The sequence below is a fragment of the Micromonospora sp. NPDC005291 genome (assembly GCF_040607415.1).
Taxonomy (GTDB): Bacteria; Actinomycetota; Actinomycetes; order Mycobacteriales; family Micromonosporaceae; genus Micromonospora.
The window spans coordinates 61,657-87,520 of record NZ_JBEXGR010000024.1 but is presented as its reverse complement, the minus strand read 5'-3'; the positions used below and the strand labels follow the sequence as shown (position 1 = coordinate 87,520).

At 72.4% G+C, this 25,864-nt stretch carries 14 protein-coding genes; 8 read left to right on the top strand and 6 right to left on the bottom strand.

What is annotated here, in order from left to right; translation table 11 throughout:
- Positions 1-233 precede the first annotated feature (233 nt).
- Positions 234-1,013: a response regulator transcription factor gene (locus tag ABZT18_RS26615; RefSeq protein WP_355252725.1), complete on the top strand. Its 780-nt coding sequence runs from the start codon at positions 234-236 to the stop codon at positions 1,011-1,013.
- A gap of 40 nt (positions 1,014-1,053) precedes the next feature.
- Here the strand turns inward: ABZT18_RS26615 and ABZT18_RS26610 are convergent, their stop codons facing one another.
- Positions 1,054-1,830 (bottom strand): thioesterase domain-containing protein, encoded by a 777-nt coding sequence (locus ABZT18_RS26610; RefSeq protein ID WP_355252722.1) that lies wholly within the window; start codon positions 1,828-1,830, stop codon positions 1,054-1,056.
- A 495-nt stretch (positions 1,831-2,325) separates the two neighbouring features.
- On the opposite strand from ABZT18_RS26610, the gene ABZT18_RS26605 reads away from it, so the two are divergent.
- From ABZT18_RS26605 to ABZT18_RS26585, 5 genes are all read left to right on the top strand, one after another.
- Complete coding sequence (locus ABZT18_RS26605) at positions 2,326-3,015, top strand: LuxR C-terminal-related transcriptional regulator (protein WP_355252719.1); 690 nt, start codon at positions 2,326-2,328, stop codon at positions 3,013-3,015.
- Between the two features lie 102 nt (positions 3,016-3,117).
- A complete protein-coding gene (locus ABZT18_RS26600) occupies positions 3,118-3,837 on the top strand; it encodes an aspartate/glutamate racemase family protein (RefSeq protein WP_355252716.1) in 720 nt (239 codons plus the stop codon).
- 39 nt (positions 3,838-3,876) lie between these two features.
- Entirely contained in the window at positions 3,877-6,510 is a 2,634-nt protein-coding gene (locus tag ABZT18_RS26595) for an amino acid adenylation domain-containing protein (protein WP_355252713.1), read from the top strand.
- Positions 6,511-6,535: 25 nt separating this feature from the next.
- Positions 6,536-14,245: an amino acid adenylation domain-containing protein gene (locus tag ABZT18_RS26590; RefSeq protein WP_355252710.1), complete on the top strand. Its 7,710-nt coding sequence runs from the start codon at positions 6,536-6,538 to the stop codon at positions 14,243-14,245.
- Positions 14,246-15,571 (top strand): MFS transporter, encoded by a 1,326-nt coding sequence (locus ABZT18_RS26585; protein WP_355252707.1) that lies wholly within the window; start codon positions 14,246-14,248, stop codon positions 15,569-15,571.
- Here the strand turns inward: ABZT18_RS26585 and ABZT18_RS26580 are convergent.
- Genes ABZT18_RS26580 through ABZT18_RS26560 form a run of 5 tightly spaced genes read right to left on the bottom strand, consistent with a single transcriptional unit; the run spans position 15,557 to position 23,416 of the window.
- The gene (locus ABZT18_RS26580) at positions 15,557-16,960 is read right to left on the bottom strand and encodes a condensation domain-containing protein (protein ID WP_354996940.1); all 1,404 of its coding nucleotides are present in this window, start codon (positions 16,958-16,960) and stop codon (positions 15,557-15,559) included. The genes ABZT18_RS26585 and ABZT18_RS26580 overlap by 15 nt on opposite strands.
- Positions 16,953-18,209: a cytochrome P450 gene (locus ABZT18_RS26575; RefSeq protein ID WP_354996941.1), complete on the bottom strand. Its 1,257-nt coding sequence runs from the start codon at positions 18,207-18,209 to the stop codon at positions 16,953-16,955. The genes ABZT18_RS26580 and ABZT18_RS26575 overlap by 8 nt, the downstream gene beginning before the upstream one ends.
- Positions 18,209-21,349, bottom strand: coding sequence for an amino acid adenylation domain-containing protein (locus ABZT18_RS26570; RefSeq protein ID WP_354996942.1), 3,141 nt, complete (start codon positions 21,347-21,349; stop codon positions 18,209-18,211). Before ABZT18_RS26570 ends, ABZT18_RS26575 begins: the two co-directional genes overlap by 1 nt.
- Positions 21,350-21,386: 37 nt before the next feature.
- Entirely contained in the window at positions 21,387-23,207 is a 1,821-nt protein-coding gene (locus ABZT18_RS26565; protein ID WP_354996943.1) for a non-ribosomal peptide synthetase, read from the bottom strand.
- Entirely contained in the window at positions 23,204-23,416 is a 213-nt protein-coding gene (locus ABZT18_RS26560) for an MbtH family protein (protein WP_354996944.1), read from the bottom strand. The genes ABZT18_RS26565 and ABZT18_RS26560 overlap by 4 nt, the downstream gene beginning before the upstream one ends.
- A gap of 234 nt (positions 23,417-23,650) precedes the next feature.
- Here ABZT18_RS26560 and ABZT18_RS26555 point away from each other — a divergent pair, with 234 nt between their 5' ends.
- Positions 23,651-24,694, top strand: coding sequence for a helix-turn-helix domain-containing protein (locus ABZT18_RS26555; protein WP_354996945.1), 1,044 nt, complete (start codon positions 23,651-23,653; stop codon positions 24,692-24,694).
- Positions 24,676-25,845 (top strand): S8 family serine peptidase, encoded by a 1,170-nt coding sequence (locus tag ABZT18_RS26550; RefSeq protein ID WP_354996946.1) that lies wholly within the window; start codon positions 24,676-24,678, stop codon positions 25,843-25,845. Before ABZT18_RS26555 ends, ABZT18_RS26550 begins: the two co-directional genes overlap by 19 nt.
- Positions 25,846-25,864: the final 19 nt, after the last annotated feature.

Genomic DNA, 25,864 nt, shown 5'->3' with positions numbered 1-25,864 from the left:
CCGGCTCTCTGCCGGGATGCCGGTGCTACCCGGGGCCGGGTCGCGCCGACGCGGGTGGCCTGGTGGCCGACCATAATGATTTTGCGTTGCCGGAACGCCGAACACCGCGCGGCCCCGCCCGCGGTGATTGTCCGGGCGGGCAAACCATTTCTCCCGGAGCTCCGATTCCTGCAAAAATCGGGCAGAAACTCGCTCTTCCGAACCCACCAGTACTTTCGGCTTAACATGTGTAAATGCGGCAGCATGTCAAATGCAGGTATCTTGATCGACCGGTACCAGTGTCGTACCATGTTTTGGGTATGACACACTTCGATGTGCGGGGGAAAACGATCGACGTGGATCTCCTAGACGATCTGCAAGAGCAAGATCGCGATGGTTATAGAGTTCTCGTCCTCACCGACAATGAGCTGACGCGGCGGGGTCTCAGCGACATGTTGGGCAGCCTGGCGGACGTGACCGACGTGGAGACGTTCGTCAGTGTCCACCCCGACTACGTGCCGTTCTGTGAGCACGGTCCGGTCGACATCCTGGTGATCGCCTGCGACGACCTGAACGGCCGGGGGGTCAACCTGGTCGCCGACACGGCGGTCCGGTGCGGCACGAAGATCCTGGTGCTGATCGAGCGCAAGGTGGACTGCCTCGACACCGTGACGCAGTTTCCCAGCAACGGTTTCCTGATCAAGGATGACGTGACCGAGGGTGCGCTCGCGGCGGCGCTGAACCAGATCACCTCCGGCGAGGTGCCCATGCCGGCGATGCTCGCCAAGCGCCTGCTCGAGCGGGCGCGCGGTGAGGTGCCACCCGAGCGCGTGGTCTCCCAGAAACTGACGCCGCGGGAGCGGGAGACCCTGGTGCTGCTCGCCGACGGGCTCAGCAACAAGCAGATCGCCCGCCGGATGCTGATCAGCCAGCACGGCGTCAAGCGGCTGGTGGCCAACATCCTCTCCAAGCTCAACTGCTCCAACCGGACGCTCGCGGCCGCGGTCGCGATCAAAGAGGGTCTGCTGCCGTAGCCGATGGTGTTGACCGGGCCCTGGACAGTGGCCGGCCCGCTCAGGTGTGCATGACCGGTGCGGCGGCGTCCAGGATGCCGAGCACGAGCTCGCGGTGGTCCAGCACGGCGAAGTGCCCACCCGGCAGGACACGGCGGGCGAACGGGCCTGCGGTCCACCGCCGCCAGCCGTCCACCTCCTTGACCGGCACCCCGGTGTCGGTGGCACCGACCAGCGCGGTCACCGGGCAGCCCAGCACCGGCTCCGGGCCCGGTCGATAGGACTCGACTGCGGCTATGTCGCCGCGCAGGGTCGGCAGGAACGGCTGCAGAAAGTCAGGATCGTGCAGGATCGCGTCCGGGAAGCCGCCGTAGAGCCGCTGCAGCTCACCCACGAGTTCTTGATCGGAGCAACCGGACAGCCGGATACGGCCGGCGTCCGCGCCGGGCGCCGCCGAGCCGGCGACCACCAGATGCGCGGGAGACGGCAGGCCACCGTCGTGCAGGCGCCGGGCGACCTCGAAGGCGACCAGGGAGCCGAGACTGTTGCCGAGCAGGGCGAACGGTGTCGTCAGCAGTGGGGTCGCCACCCTGAGGAAATCGTCGGCGAGATCAGTGACCCGGTCGAGCGCGGGTTCGGCCCACCGGGTCTCGCGGCCGGGTGCCCGCACCGGGCAGATCCGGACCCGCGCCCTGTCGTCGTCGCCGCTGCCGCCGGAGATCCAGGGCCGGAAGGTGGCGGCGCCGCCACCGGCGTGCGGGAAGCAGAACAGGCGCAGGGCGGGGGTCGGGCCGGCGCTGTCGAGCCACGGCAACGCGGCGCTCGTAGGCTGGCTCATAGCCGTTCACCTCGCTCGGACCCGTGGCCGGGCTCGAACTGAGCGCAACCTCCGGACCAGACGGTCGCACAAGGCTGTGGCGCGTCTCAACCGCGCTATCCGGCGCGCCCCGATCGGCTAGGGGTACGGCGCGGTTTTCCCGTCCGTCGTGAGCCGATCGACCACCTTGACGGCGTCGGCGGACCGGTTGTAGCTTCGGCTCATATCGCAGGTCACGCGCCGATAGCCCGCGCCGGAACGGGGATTCCACCGACGGCGCGGAATTGTCGACCACTGATCTGCTCCCATTGACACGGCCGGCCTGATTCAGATCACTGCACGCTGCTTTCTCCCGCGGTCATGGTCGAAAATGCTCATTCGACGTTCCGCGGGGGCCAGGAGAAGCCGTGGTCACAGGTGTCGGGCCTTGCTCCGCGATGCACGTACCTACTTGTCTGCTGACGCGATGAAAGACCGACACGGGGGAGTTGTCACCGCATGCATGCAGCACATTCAGTGGCAGAGAGGGATTTCGCCCGCGTCCCGGCGCCCTCGCTGCTCGGATCGGAGATCAGCGCCGAGGATTGCGGCGACGTGGTGCTCTCGCTGTTCGAGAAGTCGGGCATCGGCCTGGCGGTCCTTGATCCGGCGCTGCGTGTGCGCGCGGTCAACGAGATGTTCAGCGAGCAGTGCGGGCGCCCGCGCGAGGCCGTCATGGACCACAGCTTCCTGACGTTCGTGCACCTCAGCACGCGGATCAATCTGCTGCGCCAGTTCGAGCGGCTGATCCGGAGCCGGCCCTCGCCGGCCGTCCGCCGCTCCCTCGCCGTGCGCTTCGAGGCCACGGGCATCGCCGGGCGACTGGCCGCCTTCCCGGTGACCGACAGCACCGGCCGGGTCCGCATGATCGCGGTGCAGTTCGCGCCCGAACGAATCGAGGAATCATTTCCCGTCGTCCGGGAGCAGCGAAAGCTGACCGCTCTCACGGCCAAGATCCTGGAAGGGGTGGCCGCCGGCGATTCCACCATGCGGTTGGCCGCGAAGCTCTTTCTGAGCCGTCAGGGAATCGAATACCACGTGAGCATCCTCCTCCGGCAGTTCCAGGTGCCCAATCGAACCGCGCTCGCCGCGAAGGCCTACTCGATGGGGATTTTCAGCATCGGCTGCTGGCCACCCCGGGTGCTCCCCGAGTGCATCCGGGACTGACCGTGCCGACACGGCCGCCGACCACTGGGAGATCCCTTAGTGAAAAGCCAGGCTGACTCTCGTCCAGAAATGTTCCCAGCGCATCGTGGCTTTACCGATCGTATGAATTCCACCGGTTATGGCGGCGCTCTGGGCATCCTCGGCGGGATGGGCCCGTCAGCGTCGGCCGGATTCCTGCAAACGCTGTACGAGACGGCGGCGGAGCAGGCAGGCCCGTTCGCCGAGCAGGCCCTGCCCCGCTGCCTGCTCGACTCCGACCCGGCCTTCCCCGACCGCACCGAGGCGATCCGCACGGGCGGGGAGGCCGAGTTCACCGAGCGGCTCGCGCGCCGGCTGGCCGGTCTGGAAGACCTCGGGGCCAGCCGGATCGTGGTCGCCTGCGTGACCGCCCACCACTTCCTCGGCCGGCTCGACCCCGCCCGGCGGGCGCGGGTGATCTCGCTCGTCGACGTGATCCTCGACGACCTCGAGGCCGTCGGCGCCGAGGAGCGCCTGCTGCTGGTGGCCACCCACGGCACACGCGACGCCCGGATTCTCGAACAGACCGCACGCTGGTCCGCCGTGGCGCACCGGGTCGTGCTGCCCGGCCCCGAGGTCCAGGAGACGCTGCACCAGTTGCTCTACCAGATGAAGTGGGAGCCCGTCACCGACGAGATCGCCGCCCGCTTCATGCGGATAGCGACCGACCACGGCTGCCAGGGGCTGGTCGCCGGGTGCACGGAGGTCCACCTGCTGACGCGCCTGCTGCGCGGCGGCGGGTACCGGATCGTCGATCCTCTGCTCACCATCGCCACACAACTGAAGTCTCTGCTCGCCGAATGACGGGGACGACGGTCCGATGACGGAACGAAGGAGTGCTCGGTGAATGCGGACGAAACGCTGCGGTACTGGCGGGAGCGGCTGGCCGGCGTCACCCAGCCGACGCGGCTGGGCGTCGAGCGCCCTCCCGCCGCAGTCGTCGGCGAGCGTAGCCGGACCTGGCTGCCGTGGACGGCCCAACGGGTGTCCGGTGTCGAGCGCGCCGCCGCGACGGCCCGCCTCGGTCCCGACCACCTGCTCCTCGCCGCCTGGGGACTGGTCTTCGCCGCCCACGCCGGCGAAACGGACGTGGTCTTCGGCGTGTTTCCGGACGAAGCAGGCGGTCAGCCCTGGCCGCTGCGCGTGCGGGCCGACCCCCTGGAGCCGCTCGGCTCCTATCTCGACGCCGTCCGCGAGGCCCACGTGCACGGCAGCGCCCACGCCGGGCTGACCGCCGCCGAGCTCGCCGCGAGTGCCGGACTCGCAGACGGCACCGCCCTCTTCGGCACCGCGGTCCACGTGACGCACTCGGCCGGCGCTCACGGCCCGGCGACGTACGACATCGAGGTCACGGTCGCGTTGGGCGCGGAGCCCGGCCTGTGCCTCGACCACGTCGGCGGGCTCCTCAGCGACGGGGAAGCCGGGCGCCTGCTCGCCCACCTCGACCGGATGGTCTCCGCACTCGCCGGCGGCGTCGCCACCGATCTGGTCGGTGACCTCAACCGGCTGCCGGACACGGAGTTCGCCCAGGTCATCGACGGGTGGAACGCGACCGGGCGCGACCTCGGCGAACCGCGTTGCCTGCACGAACTGTTCGAGCTGCAGGCCCTCCGTACCCCGGACGCTCTCGCCGTCATCCAGGGCCGGGACCGCCTCAGCTATGCCGAACTCGACGCCGCCGCCGGCCGACTGGCTGCCCGGCTCGCCGGTGCGGGTGTCGGCCGGGGCGACACCGTGGCACTCTGCCTGCGCCGCACCGTTCATTCCGTGGTCGCCCTCCTCGGCGTCCTGAAAGCGGGTGCCGCATACGGGCCGATCGACCCCGACCTGCCCGCCGAGCGGGTGCGTGATCTGGTCGCGGCGCTTGCGGCGCCGGTCGTCCTCACCGACGCCGAATCCGTCCCCGAGGTGCTGCGGCGCTGCGCGGGGCTGCCGGCGGTGCGGGCGGTGCTCTGGCTGGGCGGCGACGGCCGGGCACCGACCGCCGGAACGGAGACGGTCGCGGTCGGCGACGCGCTCGCCGAACCGCCTGCCGGCTCGCCCGCGCCCGGCCGGGCGCATCCCGACGACCCCGCCTACACCATCTTCACCTCGGGATCCACCGGCAGCCCGAAGGGTGTCGTGCTGACGCACGCGCCCGCCGTCAACCTCGTCCGCTGGGTGAACGAGACCTACCGGGTGGGCCCGGCCGACCAGATCCTGTTCACCGCCTCCCTCACCTTCGACCTGTCGGTATACGACGTCTTCGGGCTGCTCGCCGCGGGTGGCAGCATCCGGGTGGCCGCCACCGAGGAACTCCGCGACCCGCAACGACTGCTGGCGATCCTGGACAGCGAGCCGGTGACCTTCTGGGACTCCGCGCCGGCCGCGTTGCAGCAGCTCGAGCCGTTCTTCGCGCTGCGTGAGCCGCCCGCCGAGCACTCGCTTCGACTGGTCTTCCTGAGTGGCGACTGGGTGCCGCTGACCCTGCCGGACGCCGCCCGCGCGGCCTTCGCCAGCCCGGCGGTGGTGGCCCTCGGCGGTGCGACCGAGGCGGCGATCTGGTCCAACCACTTCCCGGTGGAGACGGTCGACCCGGACTGGCCGAGCATCCCGTACGGTCGGCCGATCGCCAACGCCCGGTACTACGTGCTCGACGCCGGACTGCACCCGGCTCCGGTGGGCGCCCCGGGGGACCTCTACATCGGAGGGCGTTGCCTGGCCACCGGCTACCACGGCGACGCGCGGCTGACCGCCGCCAAGTTCGTTCCCGATCCGTACGGCCGGGAATCCGGCGGGCGGTTGTACCGCACCGGCGACCGGGCCCGCTTCTGGCCGGACGGCCTCATCGAGTTCCTCGGCCGGCAGGACCACCAGGTCAAGATCCGCGGCTTCCGGGTGGAACTCGGCGAGATCGAAGTTCACCTCGCCGCCCTGCCCGGCGTGGCCTCCGCCGTCGCCGCCGTGCACGGCACCGCCCCCCACCTGCACCTGATCGCCTATGCCGTGCCGTGCCCGGGGGCGGCTCCCGATCCCGCCGAGCTGCGCGCCGGTCTGGCGGCGCGGCTGCCGTCCTACATGGTGCCCGTGCAGATCCTGCTGCTGGACGCGCTGCCCGTCACCGGCAACGGGAAGCTGGACCGGGCCGCGTTGCCGGCGCCACATTTCGCGGACGCCGGCCGCGCCGCGTACGTGGCGCCGCGGACCCCGGTCGAGGAGGCCGTCGCCGCGCTGTGGGCCGAGGTGCTCGAGGTCGAGCGGGTGGGCGCCGAGGACGGTTTCTTCGATCTGGGCGGACACTCGATGCTGATTCCCCAGGTGCTGGCCCGGCTCAAGAGCGACCTCCAGATCGACGTGGCACCGCTGATCATGCTGAACCACCCGACGCTCGCCGGCTTCGCCGGTGTGGTCGAGCGTGCGCTGCTCGACCAGATCGAGGCGGCCGATCAGCTCGAGACGAGCGGAACGGGAGGCCACAGTGCCGGTCAGTGGAACTGACGACCGCGCGGACAGGCTTCGGGATTTGCTCGCCCAGCGCCTGTCCGCAGCCCGCCGCGACCGTGGCCTGCGCACCGACATCGAGCGCACCAGTGGCCCCGGCCCGGTGGCCCCCGCGCAGGAACGGATGCTCTTCCTTGAGGAGCTCGAGCCGGGGACCTCCGCGTACCACCTGATCATCACCTTCCGGCTCGAAGGCCCGATCGACGGTGCGGCTCTGCAGCGGGCGCTGCGCGGCATCGAGGAGCGCCACGAGGTGCTGCGCAGCGTGTACGAGCGACGGGCCGGCATGGAGACGCTGGTGCCGCGCGAGCCGTCGTTCGTGCTGCGCCGATCCGGGATCCCCGACGATCCGGCCGCGGTCGAGGCCCTTCAGGCGGCGGAGCTCGAACAGACCTTCGACCTGCGCGCGGGCCCGGTGTGGCGCGGGGTGCTGGCCGGCACCCACGACAGCCTGCACCACCTCGTGCTCACGGCACACCACATCGCTGTCGACGGCTGGTCGATGGACGTCCTGCGGCGGGAACTCGCCGAGGGATATGCCGCCGAGCTCGGCCGGGGCGCCAGGCCCGCCGCACCTACCATCCGCTACGCCGACTACGCGGCGTGGGAACGCGGGCAGCAGGCTGGCGGCGGGCACGACGAGCAGCTCGCGTACTGGAGGAAGCGGCTTGCCGACCTGCCGCCCACGTTGGAGCTGCCCGTCGACCGGCGCCCGCCACAGCGCCGTGCCCGGCCCGGTGGCCTGGTGCACGGCATCCTCGGCGCCGACGTGGCCGGACCGGTCCGCACGCTCGCCCGGCAAGCGTCGGCAACGCCGTTCATGGTGCTGCTGGCCTGCTTCCAGACCTTGCTGCACCGCTACACCGGCGAGTCCGACTTCCTCGTCGGCGTCCCGGTCGCGGGCCGGACGGAACCGAGCTTCAAGCCGCTGATCGGCTTGTTCGTCAACACCGTGGTGCTGCGGGCCGACTGCCGCCCCACGGTGTCCTTCCGGGAGCTGCTGGACCGGACGCGCGAGGATGCCGCGGCCGCGTTCGCGCACCAGGCGGTGCCGTTCGAGCGCGTGGTGAAGTCCCTGCCAGCGTCGCGGGACGTCGCGGGCACGCCGCTGTTCCAGGTGATGCTGGTCTGGAACGGAGCCGACCAGGGCGCCTGGGTGCTGGGCGACGCCAAGGCCGCCTACGTGCCCTGCGCGGCGACGGGCACCGCCAAGTTCGACCTGAGCCTGGAGGTCACCGAGGAGGGCGACACGTACGAGCTGGCACTGGAATACGACCGCGAGCTGTGGGACGAGGTCAGCGCCGCCCGGGTCCTGGACCACTTCGTCACCCTCACCTCGGCCGCCCTCGCCGACCCCGATCAGGAGGTCGGGCGACTGCCGCTGCTCGGCGCGGGCGAACGCGAGCTGGCTGCCCGGCACGCCCGGGGACCAGTGCGCGAGCACGCCGGGCCGGTCGACCTGGCGGCCATGGTGGCCGAACGGGCGGCTCAGGCCGGCGACTCCGTCGCTCTGGTGTACCGCGGGGCAGAGCTGACCTACGCGGAGCTGGACCGGCGGGCCAACCGCCTCGCCCACCACCTGCGGGCGCTGGGCGCCGGTGCCGACGAGCCGGTGGGAATGCTGCTCGAACGTTCCTTCGACCTGGTGGTGGCGATCCTGGGCATCGTCCGGTCCGGCGCCGCCTATCTGCCGCTCGACCCCGAGCATCCGGCCTGGCGCACCGCCGCCGTGCTGCGGGACGCCGGGGCGCGGCTCGTCGTCACCCACACCGCCCGGGCGGACACGGTGGTGGCGGCGGGGAGTGACCCGGTGTGCCTCGACGCCGCCCGCGATGCCGCGGACATCGCCGCCCGGCCCGGCACCTGGACACTGCCCGCCGTCCTGCCGGAGCAGTTGGCGTACGTCTTCTACACCTCCGGCTCCACCGGCCGCCCCAAGGGCGTGATGGTCCCGCACCGGGCCGCGCACAACCAGATCCGCTGGCAGATCGAACGGTTCGGCATCGACGCCGGCGGGACGGTCCTGCTGAAGACGAACGTCACCTTCGACGACTCGGTGGTGGAGGTCTTCGCCGCGCTCGCCGGTGGCGCCCGGCTGGTGATCGCCGAGCCCGGGGGCCACCGCGATCCGGAGTACCTGCGCGCGTTGATGGCCGACGAGCGGGTCACCTACGTACGGTTCGTGCCGACCATGCTGGCCGCACTGCTGGAACACGGCGGTGACCGGCCCGTGCCCTCCCTGCGGGTGCTCAAGAGCGCGGGTGAGCCGTTGCCGCCCGATTTGGCTGCCCGCTGCCTCGCGGCGTTCGACGTCGAGCTCTACAACGCCTACGGTCCCACCGAGGCGGCGGTCAACGTGACCGCGGCTCGCTGCCGGCCGGACGATCCACTGGTCACGATCGGTGATCCGGTCGACAATGTACGGTGCCACGTGCTCGACGACGCCTTCGCGGCACAGCCGGTGGGCGTGCCCGGAATGTTGTACCTTGGCGGCGTGCAGCTCGCCCGCGGCTATCTCGGCCGCCGTGGTCTGACCGCCGAGCAGTTCGTGCCCGACCCCTTCGGACCGCCCGGCGCCCGGTTGTACCGCACCGGTGACCTGGTGCGCCGGCTGCCCGACGGCCGGCTCGACTACCTCGGCCGCGCCGACCGGCAGGTCAAGATCCGCGGCATGCGGATCGAGCTGGGCGAGATCGAGTCGATGCTCGCCGAGCACCCCGCGGTCGGCCAGGCGGTGGTCGCGGCCCGGGACGACCGGCCCGGCGGTGTCCGCCTCGTCGCGTACCTGCTGCCCAGCGTCACCGGCACCCCGGCGGTCGCGGAGCTGCGCGAGTGGCTGTCCGCCCGACTGCCGGAGTACATGGTCCCGGCCGCCTTCGTCGTGCTGCCGGCCTTCCCGCTGCTGCCCAGCGGCAAGGTGGATCGCAAGAGCCTGCCCGAACCGGAGCCCGGGGCCGCCCCCACCGAGACGTACGAGCCACCGCGGGGTGAACTCGAACGGACGATCGCCGAGGTATGGGCGCGCACGCTCGGCGTCGACCGGATCGGCCGGAACGCCAGCTTCTTCGCCCGCGGCGGCCACTCGCTGCTCGCCATGGAAGCGCTGCTCGCCGTCCGCGAGTTGGTCGGCAAGTCGGTGCCGCTACGGCTCGTCTTCGAGGCGCCCACCCTCGCCGCCTTCGCCGCCCGCGTCGCGGAGCTGCCCGTCGGGGAGCCGGAGACCACGCCGGCGGAGCCCGTACACCCCCGCGGTGACGGCGTCGCGGACGTGTCCGCGGCCGAGGCGCGGATCTGGTTCGCCGACCAACTGGAACCGGGCGACCCCGCCTACAACATGCCCGTCGTCGGCCGGCTGCGCGGCGGCGTCGACGTGCTGGCTCTGCGATCGGCACTGCGGGCGCTCCCGGCTGCGCATGAGGCGCTCCGTACCTGCTTCCCCTCGGCCGACGGACGACCGGTGCGCGTCGTGGCGGACGCGGTCGAGCTTCCGCTGCGTGTGGTCGATCTCGGCCACCTCGGTGCTGACGGGCGTGGCCGCGCGCTCGAGGCGGTGCTCGCGGAGGAGTCCGGCGCCCGGTTCGACCTGGCCACCGGGCCGCTGGTCCGCGCGGCACTGGTGCCGCTCGGGGAGGACGAACTGGTGCTGGCGCTGACCCTGCACCACATCGTCGCCGACGGTTGGTCGATCCAGGTACTGCTCGACGATCTGGGTACGGCCTACCGCGCGGCTCGCGCCGGCCGGCCCGCCGAACTGCCCGATCGGCTCGGCGCCGGCGACTACGCGAGCTGGCGGAACGGCGCTCTCGCCGAACAGGCGCGGGCGGCGGAGCTGGCCCATTGGCGCGAGCGGCTGGCGGGCGTGAACGGCCCGCCCGAAATGCCCGCTGACGCTCCGCGCGAGGCCGGCGACGGTTCGGCGGGGGCCGCCCTGCCGTTCACCGTGCCGGCCGTGACCGCCGCACGGGTACGGGAGCTGGCCCGGGCCGAGGGCTGCACGCCGTTCATGGTGCTGCTGGCGGCGTACGTCGCCGTGCTCGCCCGCCATTGCGCCACCGACGAGATCGTGCTGACCATGCCCGTGGCCGACCGTGGCCGCCCCGACCTCGACGGCATCGTCGGCCTACTGCTCGACACCGCCGTCCTGCGGATCCAGGTGCGGGCCGGAGACGGCTTCCGGGCACTGCTGCGCGCCGCGCGGACAGCGGTGCTGGACGCCCGGGAGCACCGGTTGCTGCCCTTCGACCAGGTGGTCGACGCGTTCGGGCTCGACGGCCGAGCGCTCGCCCGGTTCGCCGTGTCGATGGACCCGCTGCGGGCCGGCACCGTAGCGTTCGCCGACGGCATCACCCTCGAACCGGAGCCGTTCGGCCCGCGGCACGCCAAGGCCGATCTGAACGTGCTGTTCGAGGACGGCGATCAGGGCCTCGGCGGCGGGGTCGTCCACCGGACGCCGCTGCTGTCCCCCGACCGTGTCCGGCGGCTGACGGGCCATCTGCTGGTCCTGCTCGACGCCGCGACGCGCGGTCCGGACACCCCACTGGGCGGGCTCGGCATGCTCACCTCCGCCGAGCGCGCGCAGCTCGCCCCGGGCGGCGCGCCGCAGCCCGCCGCCGTCACCGCACCGGCCTGCCTGCACACCCTGGTGTTCGATCAGATCGCCCGCACACCCGAGGCCGTCGCCCTGATCACAGACCAGGGGGAGTGGACGTACCGCCAGCTCGGCGAGCGGGCCGCCCGTCTCGCCCGGCACCTGAGCACCCGTGGTGTACGACCGGGGACACTGGTCGGCCTCTGTCTCGGCCGCGGGCCGCAGCAGCCGGTCGCGGTGCTGGCCGTCCTGCTGGCGGGCGCGGCCTACGTCGCCCTCGATCCCAGCCACCCGCCGGCCCGGCTGCGTGGCGTCCTGGCCGACAGCGGCGCCGCCTTCGTCGTGACCGACCGGCCCTGGGTCCCAGCCTGCGAAGGCAGCGGCCTGCCCACCGTGGTGCTCGGCGACGACGAAGCGGCCGTCGCCGTGCACGACTCCGGCGCCCCCGACACCGCCGCGGCGGTCGACCCGGCCGCCCTCGCCTACGTCGTCTACACCTCGGGCTCCACCGGCCGGCCCAAGGGAGTGCGCACCCCGCACGCTGCCGCGGCCGCTTACCTCCGCGACTACGTGGGCGGTTTCGGCCTCGACGGCCAGGACACCGTCGTGCAGCTCGCCGGGCTGGCCTTCGACGCCTGCGTCCGTGACCTGCTCGGACCGTTGACCACTGGAGCCCGGGTGGTGCTGCTGGACGACGAGCGCGCCGCCGACCCCCGGGCGGTCGTCGCCGCCGTCGACCGGCACGAGGCCACCGGCCTGCTGAGTGTCGTTCCGACGCTGCTGCGCGCGCTGCTGACCGCGGCCGAGGAGTGCCGTCCGTCGCCCGGTGGCCGGCTGCGCCTGCTGCTGACCGCGGGCGAGGCCCTGGACCTGGCCGACTGCGCCCGGGCCAGCACGGCGTTCGCCGGCCGGCCGGTGGTCGTCAACCAGTACGGGCCGACCGAGGCCACCATGACCACCACCAGCGCCCGCGTCACCGCCGCCCCGGGCGACAGCGGCCCGGCCCCCCTCGGCGTGCCCGTCGCCAGCGCCCGGGTGTGGATCGTCGACCGGCACGGCGACCTCGCCCCCGTGGGTGTGCCCGGCGAGGTGTGGATCGGCGGTGACCGGCTGGCCGAGGGCTACCACGGCCAGCCGGCGCTCACCGCGGCCGGCTTCGTGCCCGACCCGTTCTCCGGCGTCCCGGGCGCCCGCGCCTACCGCACCGGCGACCTCGCCCGCCGCGAGGCCGACGGCACGCTGATCTTCCTCGGCCGCGGCGACGACCAGGTCAAGATCCGCGGTCACCGGGTGGAGCCCGCGGGCATCGAAAGCGTGCTGCGTACCCTGCCGGGCGTCGAGGAGGCCGCGGTCGTGCCGGTGCGGACCGCGGGACCGACCGGCCCCGTCCGGCTCGTCGGTTGCGTCGCACCAGCGACCCTGGACACCGGGGCACTGCGCGCGGCACTGCGTGGCCTGCTGCCCGATCATCAGATACCCGCGGTCATCCGGGTGCTACCCGCGCTGCCGCGCACCGCCAACAACAAAGTGGACCGCCGGGCGCTGGCCGTGCCCGACGAGCCGGCCGGACGTGCCGTGCCGCCGCGGACGACCACCGAGAACGTGGTGGCGGCCGTGTTCGCGGAGGTGCTCGGCGACGAGTACGCCACCGGTGTGCCGGTGGGCCGGGACGACGACTTCTTCGCCCTCGGCGGCCACTCGCTGCTCGCCGCCCGGCTCGCCGCGCGCCTGCACCGGGCCACGGGGCACCAGATGCCGCTGCGGCAGGTCCTCGATCTGCGCACGGTGGCTGCGCTCGCCGGCTGGCTCGACGCCGCAGGACCGGCAGCGGGTGGCGTCGGCCCGGCGGCCCCGGCACCTTCTGGCAGCGCCGGCCGTACACCCGGTCAGGAGTTCATCTGGCGGCACTGGCGGCGGGAACCGGACACCGCCGCGTACAACGTCGGCTTCAACGCGCGGATCGCGGGACACGTCGACGAGGTGGCCCTGGCCCGCGCCCTCGACGCGCTGGCCCACCGCCACCCGGCGCTGCGTACCCGGTTCCCCGGCCCCGGGGTGGTCGTCGAGCCGCAGGTACTGCTCCCGCTGGTCAGGCACGACGTCTCGGCGGCCGCCGACCCGAGGCAGGAGGCGGTCCGGCTCGCCACCGCCGAGCTCCGGGCGCCCTTCGACCTGGAACGCGGGCCGCTCGCCCGGGCCGTCCTCGTCCGTAGCAGCCCGCAGGAGCACATGCTGGGCCTGACGGTGCACCACATCGTCGCCGACGGCTGGACACTGTCGGTGCTCCAGCGCGACCTCGCCGCGCTCTACGGCGAACTGGTCGCCGGCCGGCTGCCGCAACTGCCGCCCGTGCCCGGCTTCGACGGCTACGCCGCGGCGCAGCAGGCCTGGCTGGCGACGCCGGAGTCGGAGGCCGCCGCGGCCTTCTGGCGGGACACGCTGCGCGGTGTCCCACCGCTGCTGCCCCTGCCCACCGACCGGCCGCGCCCGGACCGCTGGTCGACGGACGGCGCGGTGGAGCAGTTCGACATCGACCCCGCCGTGGCCGCGGGGGTGCGCAAGCTCGCGGCCGAGGCGGACGCCACCCCCTTCGTCGTGTTGCTGGCCGCCTTCGAGAGCTGGCTCCACCGGCTCGGGGGCGCGGAGCGTTTCGTCGTCGCCGTCCCGGTGGCCAACCGACCCGACCCCGACTCCGAGCGCGTCGCCGGGCCGTTCGCGAACATCGTGCCGGTCCCCGCCGACCTCACCGGCGACCCGACGTTCCGGGAGCTCGTCACCCGCGTCCGGGAGAACTTCCTATCGGTGTGGGAGCACCGCGGCCTGCCGTTCGAGAAGGTGGCCGCCGCACACGCCGCGACCGACGACAGCCGTCCGCCGTTGTGCCAGGCGATGTTCGCCGTGCAGAACCTGCCGTCGGCGGGGGAGGGCCTGGCGGGGCTGTCCGCCACCCCGCTGCTGCTGGACCGGGGCACCTGCCGCTACGAGCTGCACATGCGCTGCTACGAGACCGCCGACGGGCTCTCCGGCTGGCTGGAGTACAGCACCGACCTCTTCGAACGGCCGGCGCTGCGTGCGCGGCTGCGCGACTTCCTGACCCTGCTGGCCGAGGCGGTCACCGCCCCCGACACCCCCGGAGTCCGCTGAGTGCGCGTGTTCAACCTGATCTGGGCCGGGCAGGCCACCTCGCTGATCGGCTCGGCGATGACCACCTTCGGCATCGGCGTGTGGATCTTCGCCCAGACCGGGTCGCCGACGGCGTTCGCCACCCTCATCCTGGCGGGCGCGCTGCCCGGCCTGCTCACGTTGCCGTTCGCCGGTGTGGTCGTCGACCGCTTCGACCGGCGGCGGGTGATGATGCTCAGCGACCTGGGCACCGCGTCCGGGCCGTTGGTGCTGCTGACGCTCAACGTCACCGGCTCGCTGGAACTGTGGCACCTCTACGTGATGGTCGCGATCGGCTCGGTCTTCCAGGCGTTCCAGTGGCCGGCCTTCGCCAGCCTGGTGCCGCAAGTGGTGGCCAGGGACCAGCTCAGCAAGGCCAACGCCCGGGTGGGCACGGCCGAGGCGGTCGGCATGGTCTTCGGTGACCTTCTCGGCGGCGCCCTGTACGGGGTGCTCGGCCTGAACGGCCTGCTGCTGGTCGACCTGTCCACCTTCGTCATCGCGATTTGCACCATGCTGCTGTCCTACCGCCTCCTGCCCGCGATGCCGCCGGTACGCGCCGAAGGTGCGAAGAGCCGCCCGTTGCTGTCCGAGATGGTCCAGGGCTGGACCTTCATCCGGCAGCGCCCCGGTCTGCTGGGCCTGCTCGTCTTCTTCGCCGGCTACAACCTGATGATGGAGATGGCACTCGTCCTGCTCGCGCCGCTGGTGCTGAGCTCGCACCCGCCGTCGGCCCTCGGCATCATCAACGCCGTCGGCGCGGTCGGCATGATCGCGGTCAGCGGTGTCATGAGCTTCACCCGGGCGCCGAAGCACCTGGTCCGCGCGATCCTCGCGGTCGCCGTCCTGCACAGCTTCCTGCTGCTGGCCATCGGATCCAGTCGCGGTACGCCCTGGCTGCTGGGCATCTGCATGTTCGGCATCCTGGGCGGTTACGCCGTGACGAACGCGGTCACGCCGACCCTCTGGCAGCGCAAGACCCCGGTGGAGGTGCAGGGCCGGGTCTTCTCCATCCGCCGCCTGCTCGCCTGGTCGGCCGGCCCGATCGCGTTCGCGGTCGCCGGTCCGCTCACCGAGCAGGTCGGCGTGCCGCTGGCGGACAGCACCGGCCGGCTCACCGGGACGGGCACCAGCGGCGGGATCGCCATGGTGTTCCTGTTGTCCGGGGTGCTGCTGCTGGGCGTGGTCGCGGCCACCTGCGTGCCCCGGGCGGTGCGGCGGTTGGAGCAGGATCTGCCGGACGCCGCCGACGAGGAGGAGCGGGGCCGAGCGGTCGTGGCGACGCCCTCCGCCTCAGCCGCCAACTAGCCCGAGGGTCTCCAACGGCGTCCCGGGTCGCGCGACGACCTGCCGCATGACGGCGACGAAGCGGTCGTGCAGCAGCCGTACCGTGGATTCGTCCAGCAGGCCGGAGCGGTACTTCCAGACCGCGATGTAGTCCGCACCGCGCCGCCCGAGGCTGACGGTCAGGTCCAGCGCCGACTTCTCCGCGAACAGTTGCCGGTAGGAGACCTCGACGCCGGGAAACTCGGGCTCCGCGAAACCGGTGTTGTCGAGCTGCAGGATCACCTGCACCAGCGGCAGCCGGCCGGGGACGCGGACGGGCCTGATCGCGTCGACCAGGCGCTGGAAGGGCACTTCGCCGTGGGTGAAGTCGTCCAGCGCGTTCTCCCGGACACGGCGCAGCAGGTGCGCGAAGGACTCCCCGGGCCGCACCAGCACCCGCATCGGCAGGGTGTTGGTGAACACGCCGATGAGCTGCTCGGTCTCGGGCGACTCGCGGCCGGCCACCGGCGAACCGATGACCAGGTCGCGCTGGCCGGAGCCGCTCCACAGGGTGACCGCGAAGGCCGCGAGCAGCGCCATGTATCCGGAGGCGCCCTCGGCGGCGCTCGCCTTCTCCAGGTGGTCCACGACGGTTCCCGGGATCCTGGCGAAGGCGGTGCCCGAGGCCAGCGCGGCGTCCTCGCCGGGCTTGCGGTCGAAGGGGAGCGACACCGTCGTGGGCGCCCCCGCGAGCCGCTGTTTCCAGTAGGACAGGCCACGTTCCAAGCGGGTGCCGGACTGCCGCTCCCGCTGGCCGATCGAGAAGTCCGCGTACTGGATGGGCAGGTCGGGCAGCCGGAGCGGCGCTCCGGTCACCCGAACCCGGTAGAGCAGGGACAGTTCCCGGTTCAGGACGCCCTCCGACCAGCCGTCGGCGGCGATGTGGTGCATGCGGAGCACCAGGTGGTGCTCGTCGTCGGCGTGGCGCAGCAGCGTCCACGACAGCGGCGGTTCCACGGCCAGGTCGAGCTTGCGGACCAACTGCTCTCGGGCGAACGCTTCGACGTCCCCCGGGAGGTCGACCACGGGCACCGGAACGTCCGTCGGCGGCAGGACCCGCTGGATGAGCCCGCGCCCCCGTGGCTCGACCACGGTGCGCAGCACTTCGTGCCGGTGGGTCAGATCGGTGACGGCGCCCCGGAGCGCCGCGACGTCGAGGTCGCCCCGCAGACCGATGACGAACACGGTGCTCTCGGTGGACGCCTCGGGGTCCAGCCAGTCCGACAGCCACATGCGTTCCTGACCGAAGCTGGCCGGGATGACGTCAGGCCGTTCCACGGTGGCCTGCCTGCCCTTGGCGGCGCGGGCCAGCAACTTGCGCTCGAAGTCGATGCGTGCGGCCGAGACCGTGCGAGCACCGTCGTCACCCATGCCGGCCGCCTCCCGCCGGTGCCGGGGAACGTGAGGCGGCGGGTTCCAGGGCGATGAAGGCCTCCTCGAATCCTGCGATGTGGTTCGAGCGCACCCGGCGTACCGGACCGGTGACCCCGACCGCGGCCACCCGCCGCGCCACCTCGCCGAACAGCACCCGCAGTTCACTGGTCGCCAGAGCACCGCCGAGGCAGTAGTGGGAGCCGTGACCGAAGGTCAGGTGGCGGTTGGGTTTGCGGTCGAGCCGGAACTCGTCCGGCGCGTCGAAGACCGACTCGTCCCTGTTCACCGACGCCCCCCACACCACGACCGACTGCCCCGCCCCGATCGCACGGCCGCCGAGTTCGGTGTCGTGGACCGCGGTACGCAGGATGTGCGCACCCGGTGTGGTCCAGCGCAGGATCTCGTCGACGGCGGTGGGCAGGATGCCAGGGTCGTCGCGCAGCGCCCGCCACTGGGCGGGGTACGCGGCCAGGGCGAGCAGACCGCCTACCGCGGCGTGCCGGGTCGTCTCGTTGCCGCCGGAGATCAGACCGTCGCAGTTGAGGAGGATCTCCTCGTCGGTGAGCGGCCGGCCGTCAACCTCGCCCTGGACCAGGGCGGTGACGACGTCCTCGCGTGGCTCGCGCCGTCGCTGTCCAACCAGCTCCAGGTAGTACAGCAGGATGTCCGTGTGCGCCTCGGCGGCCGCGGCTGTGGGGCCGCCGTGCTCGTCGACGGCGCCGAAAGCCGTGGTCGTGCGGTCCAGCATGAAGTCCCAGTCCTCCCGGGGGACTCCGAGCAGGTCGCAGATCACGGACACGGGCAGCCGGGCGGCGATCCGTACGAGATCGGTGGTGCCCTCCTCGACGGCCTGGTCCAGGCAGGCGGTGACCGTCTCCCGCATGTTCTGCTCCAGGCGCCGCACGGTACGCGCGGTGAACGCCGAGCCGATGATGCGCCGGATCTCACCGTGCCGGGGCGGGTCGGTGACGATGAGCATCCGGCCGGCGGCGGCGGCCGCGGCCCTGGGTTCTCCGCCCAGCCGGATGCCGCGCTCCGACGAGAACGTCCCGCTGTCGCGCAGCACCCGCACACCCTCGGCGTGGGAGGTGACCGACCAGAAGCTGTCCCCGTTGGGGCGTACGGTCCAGCGGACCGGATCGTTGCCGCGCAGCCACCGCCACACCGGCGGCAGCACGCCATCCCGGTGCAGCACGGGGTCCGCGACGTCGACGCCGGCGGGGTCCGCGAGGTCCGGAGCCGCCATCACTCGTCCTCCAGGGCAAGCTCCATGATCGCCTCGGCGAGGTCCGCGAGGACCCGGTGCTCGAAGAGCAGCCGCACCGAGACGTCCAGGCCGGTCGCCGCCTTGACCCGCGCGATGACCTGAGCCGCGAGCAGCGAGTGCCCGCCCTTCTCGAAGAACTGGTCGTGGACGCCGATCCGGGGGACGTCCAGCACTTCCTGCCAGATCTCCACCAGGAGCTCCTCCAGCGGGGTGCGCGGTGCCTCGTAACCGGCGTCCCCGGGCCCGGTCCGCTCGCCGTTCTCGTCGATCAGCGCGGCCAGCGCGGCCCGGTCCGCCTTGCCGTTACTGGTGAACGGCAGGCTCTGCAGGAAGAGATAGCGCGCGGGCCAGAAATGGGCGGGCAGCCTGCCCTCCAGGTGGGCCCGCAGGTCCTCGGCCGACACCGCCGGACGGTCCGGCTCGGTCACGACGCAGGCTGTCAGCCCTAGCACGCCCAGTGCGTCGGCGCGGGCCACGACCGCGCACTCGCGGACTCCGGGATACGCGGTCACGGCCGACTCGATCTCGCCCGGCTCCACCCGGAAACCGCGGATCTTGACCTGGTCGTCGGCCCGCCCCGCGAACATCAGCTTGCCGTCCGACCGCCGGCGCACCAGGTCGCCGGTCCGGTAGAGACGGCTGCCGGGTTCCCGGGAGTAGGGATCGGGCCGGAAGCGCTCGGCTGTCAGCCCGGGCCGGCCGAGATAGCCACGAGCCGTCCCGACGCCTCCGACGTACAGCTCGCCGACCACGTTGACCGGCACCGGGCGCAGGTGTTCGTCGAGCACCAGCGCGCTGTATCCGGGGATGGCGGTGCCGATCGGCAGGCCACCGTCCTCATCGGCGGCCTGGACCTCGTGGCCGGTGGCCCAGATGGTGGCCTCGGTGGGGCCGTAGAGGTTGAAGCAGCGCGCCTGACCCGTCCAGTGCCGGACGGCGCTCGCCGTGAGCACCTCGCCGGCCCCGATCACGACCCGCAGGCTGGGCACGTCCGCGGCGCCCAGCGCGGCGATGGCGGACGGCGGCGCCGTCCAGGAGGTGACCTCGTGCCGGCGCATCAGCGCGGCCAGGGGCGCACCGGGCACCAGGTCGTCCCGGGTGCCCAGCGCAAGGCCGGCCCCGGCACCCACGGCCAGCCCGATCTCGAACAGCGAGGCGTCGAAGCTGGGCGAGCAGAACTGCAGCACGGTGTCCCCGGCGTCGTGCGGAAGCCGAGCGCGCTGCGCGGCCAGGAGCGCGGCGAACGAGGCGTGGGTGATCTGGACGCCTTTGGGCTGGCCGGTGGAGCCGGAGGTGTAGATGACGTAGGCCAGGTTCTGCGGCGCCGGGCCAGGGCCGATGTCCGCGGTGTCGTCATGTGCGTCGGGGGCCACCAGCGGTACCTCGCAGGTGTGTGCGAGCTGTTCGCTCACCGGGCCGGCGCCGATCATCACGGCAGCGCCGGAGTCGGCGAGCATGAACTCCAGCCGGGCGGGCGGGTAGTCCGGGTCGAGGGGGACGTAGGCGCCGCCGGCCTTGAGCACGGCCAGCAGCGCGACGATCCACTCGGGCGAGCGGGGCAGGCAGACGCCGACGCGTACGTCCGGACCGACACCCCGCGTGCGCAGTGTGCCGGCGAGCCGGTCGGCCCACGCGTCGGCTGCGGCGTACGTGAGGGTCTGCCGGTCGGATCTCACGGCCACGGCGTCCGGCTGTTCGTGGGCCCACTGGGCGAACAGCTCGTGCAGCATCGGCGGGTTCGGGTCGGCCACCGGGCCACCGGCGGTCAGCGCATCGTGCTCCGCGTCGTCGAGCATCCGCAGCTCGGACAGGCGCACTCCGGGCTCGGTCACCGCCGCTTCGAGCAGCGTCTGCAAGCGCCCCTGCAGGCGCTCGATGGTCTCGGCGTCGAAGAGGGCGGCGTCGTACTCCCAGGCGGTGGCGAGGCCCGAGCCGGTCGGTACGAGGGTCAGCGCCAGATCGACGCCGGGAGCCTGGGTGTCCATCCGCACCACGTCGACGGTGAGCTCATCGAGGTGGATGCTGTCCAGCGAGACCTCCGCCAGGTGGAGCACCGTCTGGAAAAATGTCTGCCGGTCTGCGTCGCGTACCGGGCGCAGTTCCTTCACGAGCCACTCCAGCGGCACCTCCTGGTGCTGGAGCGCCTCCAGCGACACCTCCCGCACCTGCTCGAGCAGTTGGTCGAAGGTGGGGTCGCCGCCGAGGTCGGCGCGGACGACGACGGTGTTGACGAAGCAGCCGATCAGCTCGCCGAGGCCGGGCTGGCTGCGGCCCGCCACGGGGACGCCGACCATCACGTCGGCCTGGCCGGAGTGCCGGTGCAGGAGCGTGTCGAAGGCCGCGAGCAGCACCATGAAGACGGTGGCGCCGCGCCCGGCCGCGAAGGCACGGACGTCCTCGACCAGGTCCCCGGGCAGGACGGACAGGAACAGGCCGTCCTGGGCGGCCGTGCCGGCGGTCCGCGGCCGGTCCGCGGGCAGTTCCGTGGCGTCTCCGGCTCCCTTCAGCCGCTGACGCCACACCTCCATGGACGGCTCGAGCGTCTCGGGTGTGAGGGTCTCCCGCTCCCAGACGGCGAAGTCCGGGTACTGGATCGGGAGGTCGTCGCCGAGCGGCTCCTGACCGGCCCGCAGGCGCCGGTAGTTCTCGATGACCTCCTGGTAGAGGACCTGGAGCGACCACCCGTCGGCGATCAGATGGTGCAGGCCGAGGGCCAGCCGATGCTCGTCCTCGCCGAGTCGCAGCAGCGCGGCGCGGAACAACGGGCCGTTCTCGATGTCGAACGGCCGCTGCCAGGCCCGCGACAGCCACTGTTCCGCGGCGCCCGCCGGATCGTCGCTGTCGTCGCACGCCACGGTCTCCAGCTCGACGCCGGGCCAGGGCCACACCACCTGGACCGGGTCACCGTCCTCCGCGGCGAACGTCGTGCGCAGCGCCTCGTGGCGGCGCACGACCGCGTTCACCGCGTCTTGCAGCAGGCCGGGGTCGAGGACGCCGCGCAGACGCAGCACGGCCTGGATGTTCCAGGCGTGCCCGCCGCCCTCCATCTGCTCGAGGAACCACAGTCGCCGCTGGGAGTACGACGTCGGTACGACGAACTTCTCCTCGGAGAGTTCCATACCTCCTCCTTCACATCTGGTCGGCGTCAGCCGGGCGTTACGCGCGCCGTGCCGGGCGTGGGATACGGGTGATGGGCGGTCGCGATGGTCCACCACCGGCCGTCGCCCGGGACATGACGCCGGCCAGGCCCTCGACGGTCCGGCCCTGGTCCAGCAGCGTCTCGAGCCGCAGGTGTACGCCGTGCGACTTCTCGATCCGGGCGACCACCTGGGCGGCGAGCAGCGAATGGCCGCCCAGCTCGAAGAAGTCGTCCCGGATCCCGATCTCCGGCTGCCCGAGCAGCTCCTGCCAGATCCGTACCAGTTCCTGCTCGACCGGCGTACGCGGCGGCACGGGAGCCGCATCGCGCTTGCGTGCGGAGACGCTCTGAGACGACAGGGCCGGATAGTCGATCTTGTGGTTCGGTGTCAGCGGGAACTCCCGCAGCCCGGTGATGGAGTTGGGGATCATGTAGTCGGGCAACTCAGCCGCCAGATGACGGCGCAGCGCGCTGCCGCTCGCGGCCGTCTTCCCCGGCACGGGCAGCACGAACGCGAGGATCTGCGGGCCCAGCAGCCCGGTCTCCGTGACGGTCACCGCCGCCTGGCCCACCTGAGGGTGGCGTTCCAGCGCCTGCCTGATCTCGTTGAGCTCGATCCGGTGGCCGCGAATCTTGACCTGGCGGTCGGCGCGGCCGTGGAACTCCAGGGCGCCGTCCGGCCGGAACCTGCCCCGGTCTCCCGTGCGGTACAAGCGGGAGCCCGGCACACCGGAGAAGGGATCCGGGAGGAACGCCGCCGCGGTCAGCGCCGGGCGACCGAGGTAGCCGCGGGCGACTCCGGCGCCGCCGATGCAGATCTCGCCCGTCTCACCCGGCGTCGTCGTCGTCCCCGCCGGGTCGTCCACGACATACAGCGACACGCCCGCGAACGGGGCTCCGATGGGCACCGAGGCGAGCTCACCGTGGTCGGGGGTGACCTCGAACAGGGAAGCGGCGACCGTGGCCTCGGTCGGGCCGTAGCCGTTGACGAAGCGGTGCCGGGCGGCGAATGAGGCCGCGAGCTTGGGCGGGCACGCCTCGCCACCTGAGCCGACCACCGCGAGGTCGGGGAATTCCTGGCCGGCCAGGGCCGCGAGCACCGAGGGGGGTAGCGCCACCGTGTGGATCCGGTCGGTCCGCAGCCTCCGGGCCAGCAGATCCGGGGAGGAGACCTCCTCCTTGGTGGCGATGACGAGCGTGCCGCCGTTGGTGAGGGTGGCCAGGGTGTCGAAGACGGAGATGTCGAAGCTGAACGACACGCACTGCAACGTGCGCCGCCCTGGACCGACCTCCAGCGACGGTGCCAGCCCCACCAGCATGTTGCCGAGCGAGGCGTGGGTGATCTGGACGCCTTTGGGTCGGCCGGTGGAGCCGGAGGTGTAGATGACGTAGGCCAGGTTCTCCGGTGCCGGGGCGGGTCCGGTGGCCGGCGCGTCGCCGTGTGCGTCCGGGGCCACGAGCGGCACGTCACACGCGTGTGCGAGTTGTTCGCTGACGGGGCCGGCGCCGATCAACACCGGGGCGCCGGAGTGGGCGAGCATGAACTCCAGCCGGGCGGGCGGGTAGTCCGGGTCGAGGGGGACGTAGGCGCCGCCGGCCTTGAGGACGGCCAGCAACGCGACGATCCACTCGGCTGACCGGGGCAGGCAGATGCCGACGCGTACTTCCGGACCGACCCCCTGCGAGCGGAGCACGCCGGCGAGCCGGTCGGCCCACCCATCGACCTCGGCGTACGTGAGGGACCGCTCGCCGGACCGCACCGCCTCGGCGTCCGGCCGCATCTGCGCCCAGCGCGCGAAGACCTCGTGCGTCAGAGCGCCCGAACCGCTCTCCCTCACGCCGCTTGCTCCGCCATCCGGGTGCGCAGACTGAGCGGACGCATGTCGGTCCAGACCTCCTCGATGTGCGCCAGGCACTCGTCGCGGGTGCCCGAGGTGCCCTCGTCGCGCCAGCCCGGGGCGTTCTCGCGGCCGTCCGGCCAGATCGAGTACTGCTCCTCGTGGTTGAGCACGACCTTGTAGGGGCGGCTCTCCTGGGTGTCGCTCATCGCTCCTCCGTGGGTGGTCGAGGTGTTCCCGGCCCATTCGACCCTGAGGGCGACACGGCCGGTGGTCGGAACGAGGAGGTACTAGAACAACACCTGGAACCTGGAGCGGGATGTCGACAGCAGCCGCCCGGGCGGCTGGAGTCTCACCATGGCGGAGAACGAGACGGCCCCGGCCGGCCGGGGCGAACGGTGATCCGGGGGAGCGCCGTCGACCGGCCACGATCCGTGCAGGTCATGGCCGACGCCGGTGGCGAGCTCGCCGGAACCGTGGTGTGCCGGCGGCTGGGCCACCTGCGGGTGTCCCTGGTGGAGGGCGGACCCGGCGAGCTGCTCCGGCCCGGCCGACTGGTCGACCGGACCGGCGACGGTGTTCTGCGGGTGTGCCGCCCGCTGACGGGTGAGATCGTGGTGCATCAGGACGGCCGGCGCGCTCCCGCCCGGTCACCCGACCTTGTCTGCTTCGACAGCTCGGCGCCCTACCGGGTCGTGTTCCCCGAGCGGTTCCGCATGATGGAGATGCGCCTGCCGCACAGGTGGGCGGGCCTCGATCCTTCGGACGCGCGGCTGTTGACCGCCTCGCCCTGGCCGGGGACCCGTGGGCCCGGCGCGCTGCTCTCGTCGCTGCTGGCCGGGATCGAACCGCACTGCCGGGAGCCCGAGGACTCCCTCGGCCCCGTCGGCGACAGCTTCGCCGGTCTCACCGGGGCACTGCTCACCGAGCGGATGAAGGCGGTGGCTCCCGGGACCGCCCGGACCGGGACGGCGATGATGCCGCGCATCCAGACGTTCATCCGGGGCCAGCTCGGCGACCCCCAGTTGAGCCCGGCGCTGGTTGCCCGGCACTGCAACATCTCACTGCGTTACCTCCAGAAACTCTTCGAGGAGCAGGGCACCAGCCCTGCCCGGTCCATCCGCGACCAGCGGCTCGCCCGGTGCGAGGCGGAACTCGCCGACGCCTGCTTCGACCACCTGCCGGTGTCCCTGATCGGGGAGCGGGCGGGATTCGTCGGCGCCTCCCAGTTCAGCCGCTTGTTCCGGATCCGCTACGACCTGCCGCCCCGCGAGTACCGCCGCCGGGCCCAGGCCGGCCGGGCTGAGACGTGCCGCCACCGCACGGGACATCGACGATCCGCGCAGGGATCCGGCCGGTGTGCGCGTATTCCGCAGAGTGCGTGCGCGCTCGGTCAAGGTGCCACCGGCGCTTCGCTTACTGTGGACGGACGACCAGCCGAAACGACCGTTGATCATGAGGAGGAGCAGTGTCCGCAGTGTCGCTGACCGTCCGCCGCAGCGCTGGCGCCATCGTGCTGGGCCTGGGCCTGGGCGTCCTGGCCGTCCCCGGGCCCGCCGAGGCCACCGGGACCGTGGTCAACGCCGGCAGTGCCCTGGCGCTGAGCGGTAGCTACCTGGTGCTCTTCGAGGAGGGCGCCCGGCCGGACGTCGCCAGCGAGTACGGCGTGCGGGTCGTGGAGACCTACGACAGCGCGCTGAACGGCGTGCTGGTCGAGGCCGGCGAACAGCAGGCACGGCGGCTGGCCGCGGATCCGTCCGTACGGCTGGTGGAGCAGAACACCCGGGTACGGCAGCCGGCGAAGCGCACTCGTACGCAGCGGGACCCGTCCTGCGGTCTCGACCGGATCGACCAGCGTGCGCTGCCGCTGAACGGCTCCTACACCTACCCGGCCGCCGCAGGGGCCGGTGTGGACGTCTACCTGATCGACACGGGTCTCGACTACCGGCACCCCGACCTCGCGCCGCGCGCCCGGCCCGGCTTCGACGCCTTCGGCGGTGACGGCAGCGATGAGCTGGGCAACGGCACCCTGATGGCCGGGATCGTCGGCGGCACCAGGTACGGCGTCGCCAAGAAGGCCCGGCTGATCTCCGTGAAGGTGCTGGACGGACAGGGCGGCGGCACCCTCGCCGGGGTGGTGGCGGGCATCGACTGGGTCACCGCGCACGCCTCGGGTCCGTCGGTGGCCAACTTCATCATCGGCGCCCCGGTCAGCGAGGTGCTCGACGAAGCGGTGCGCACCTCCGTCGCCGGCGGCGTCACCTATGTGCTGTCGGCGGGTGCGAGCTCCGACGACATCGACAACTCGTCACCGGCCCGGGTGCGGGAGGCGATCACTGTGGGTTCCTCCGACTGCGCCGACAACGTCGCGTCCTTCAGCAACTACGGCCCAGGGCTCGACCTTTACGCCCCCGGGGTCGACATCACCTCCGCCTGGCCGGGCGGCGGATCGAACACCGATTCCGGTACGTCGGTCTCGGCGGCTCACGTGTCCGGTGTCGCGGCGCTCTACCTCGCCGGTCGCCCCAAGGCCACCCCGCGTCAGGTGGGCCGTGCTCTGGACCACGCCGCGGTGGCCGGCGCCCTGTCCGGTGTGCCCGCCGCCACGCCCGACAAGCTGCTGCAGACGGTGCGCTGAGGTGGATCCGGGTCTGGCG

Excerpts from the sequence above, each read along its gene's own strand:
- ABZT18_RS26560 (WP_354996944.1), bottom strand. The coding sequence starts at position 23,416 with ATGAGCGACACCCAGGAGAGCCGCCCCTACAAGGTCGTGCTCAACCAC.
- ABZT18_RS26610 (WP_355252722.1), bottom strand. The coding sequence starts at position 1,830 with ATGAGCCAGCCTACGAGCGCCGCGTTGCCGTGGCTCGACAGCGCCGGC.
- ABZT18_RS26555 (WP_354996945.1), top strand. The coding sequence starts at position 23,651 with ATGGCCGACGCCGGTGGCGAGCTCGCCGGAACCGTGGTGTGCCGGCGG.
- ABZT18_RS26615 (WP_355252725.1), top strand. The coding sequence starts at position 234 with ATGCGGCAGCATGTCAAATGCAGGTATCTTGATCGACCGGTACCAGTG.
- ABZT18_RS26575 (WP_354996941.1), bottom strand. The coding sequence starts at position 18,209 with ATGGCGGCTCCGGACCTCGCGGACCCCGCCGGCGTCGACGTCGCGGAC.
- ABZT18_RS26570 (WP_354996942.1), bottom strand. The coding sequence starts at position 21,349 with ATGGAACTCTCCGAGGAGAAGTTCGTCGTACCGACGTCGTACTCCCAG.
- ABZT18_RS26580 (WP_354996940.1), bottom strand. The coding sequence starts at position 16,960 with ATGGGTGACGACGGTGCTCGCACGGTCTCGGCCGCACGCATCGACTTC.
- ABZT18_RS26600 (WP_355252716.1), top strand. The coding sequence starts at position 3,118 with ATGAATTCCACCGGTTATGGCGGCGCTCTGGGCATCCTCGGCGGGATG.